We start from the raw sequence: 886 nt of genomic DNA on the forward strand, positions 1-886 counted from the left end.
TATAGATTCACCTACACCATCTAACTTAAGTTATTTATGAAATTTTGGTTCGTTATTAGCTCTTTGTTTAATAATACAAATTGTTACAGGAGTTACATTAGCTATGCATTATACACCTAGTGTAGCTGAAGCTTTTAACTCTGTTGAGCATATTATGAGAGATGTAAATAATGGTTGATTAATACGTTATTTACACTCAAATACTGCGTCAGCTTTTTTCTTTTTAGTATATTTACACATAGGAAGAGGATTATACTATGGATCATATAAAGCACCAAGAACATTAGTATGAACTATAGGAACTGTGTTATTTATAGCAATGATGGCTACAGCATTTTTGGGATATGTTCTTCCTTATGGTCAAATGTCTTTATGAGGTGCAACAGTTATTACTAATCTTATTAGTGCTATACCTTGAATTGGTCAAGATATTGTTGAATTTATTTGAGGTGGTTTCAGTGTTAATAATGCAACTTTAAATAGATTTTTTTCATTACATTTTGTATTACCTTTTGTTTTAGCAGCTTTAGTTTTAATGCATTTAATAGCACTTCACGATACAGCTGGGTCTGGTAATCCTCTAGGAATTGCCGGTACTTATGATAGAGTACCTTTTGCTCCTTATTACTTATTTAAAGATTTAATTACTATTTTTATTTTTATATTTGTTTTAAGTTTTTTTGTTTTCTTTATGCCTAATGCGTTAGGAGATAGTGACAATTATATAATGGCAAATCCTATGCAAACACCAGCTGCTATTGTTCCTGAGTGATATTTATTACCTTTTTATGCTATATTAAGATCTATCCCTAATAAATTATTAGGTGTTATAACAATGTTTGCAGCTATATTGGTACTACTTTCTCTACCTTTCACTGATTTAGGT

The 886-nt window shown here is 29.8% G+C and carries 3 pseudogenes; all 3 read left to right on the plus strand.

What is annotated here, in order from left to right:
• Positions 1-52: 52 nt before the first annotated feature.
• A pseudogene (locus ACYVEA_RS34580) lies at positions 53-292 on the plus strand (DUF4405 domain-containing protein); the annotation flags it as partial.
• A gap of 168 nt (positions 293-460) precedes the next feature.
• Positions 461-772: pseudogene (locus ACYVEA_RS34585) on the plus strand (cytochrome b N-terminal domain-containing protein); the annotation flags it as partial.
• Positions 773-784: 12 nt separating this feature from the next.
• Positions 785-886, plus strand: a pseudogene (locus tag ACYVEA_RS34590) (hypothetical protein); the annotation flags it as partial.

This window comes from Spirosoma jeollabukense, assembly GCF_054777855.1.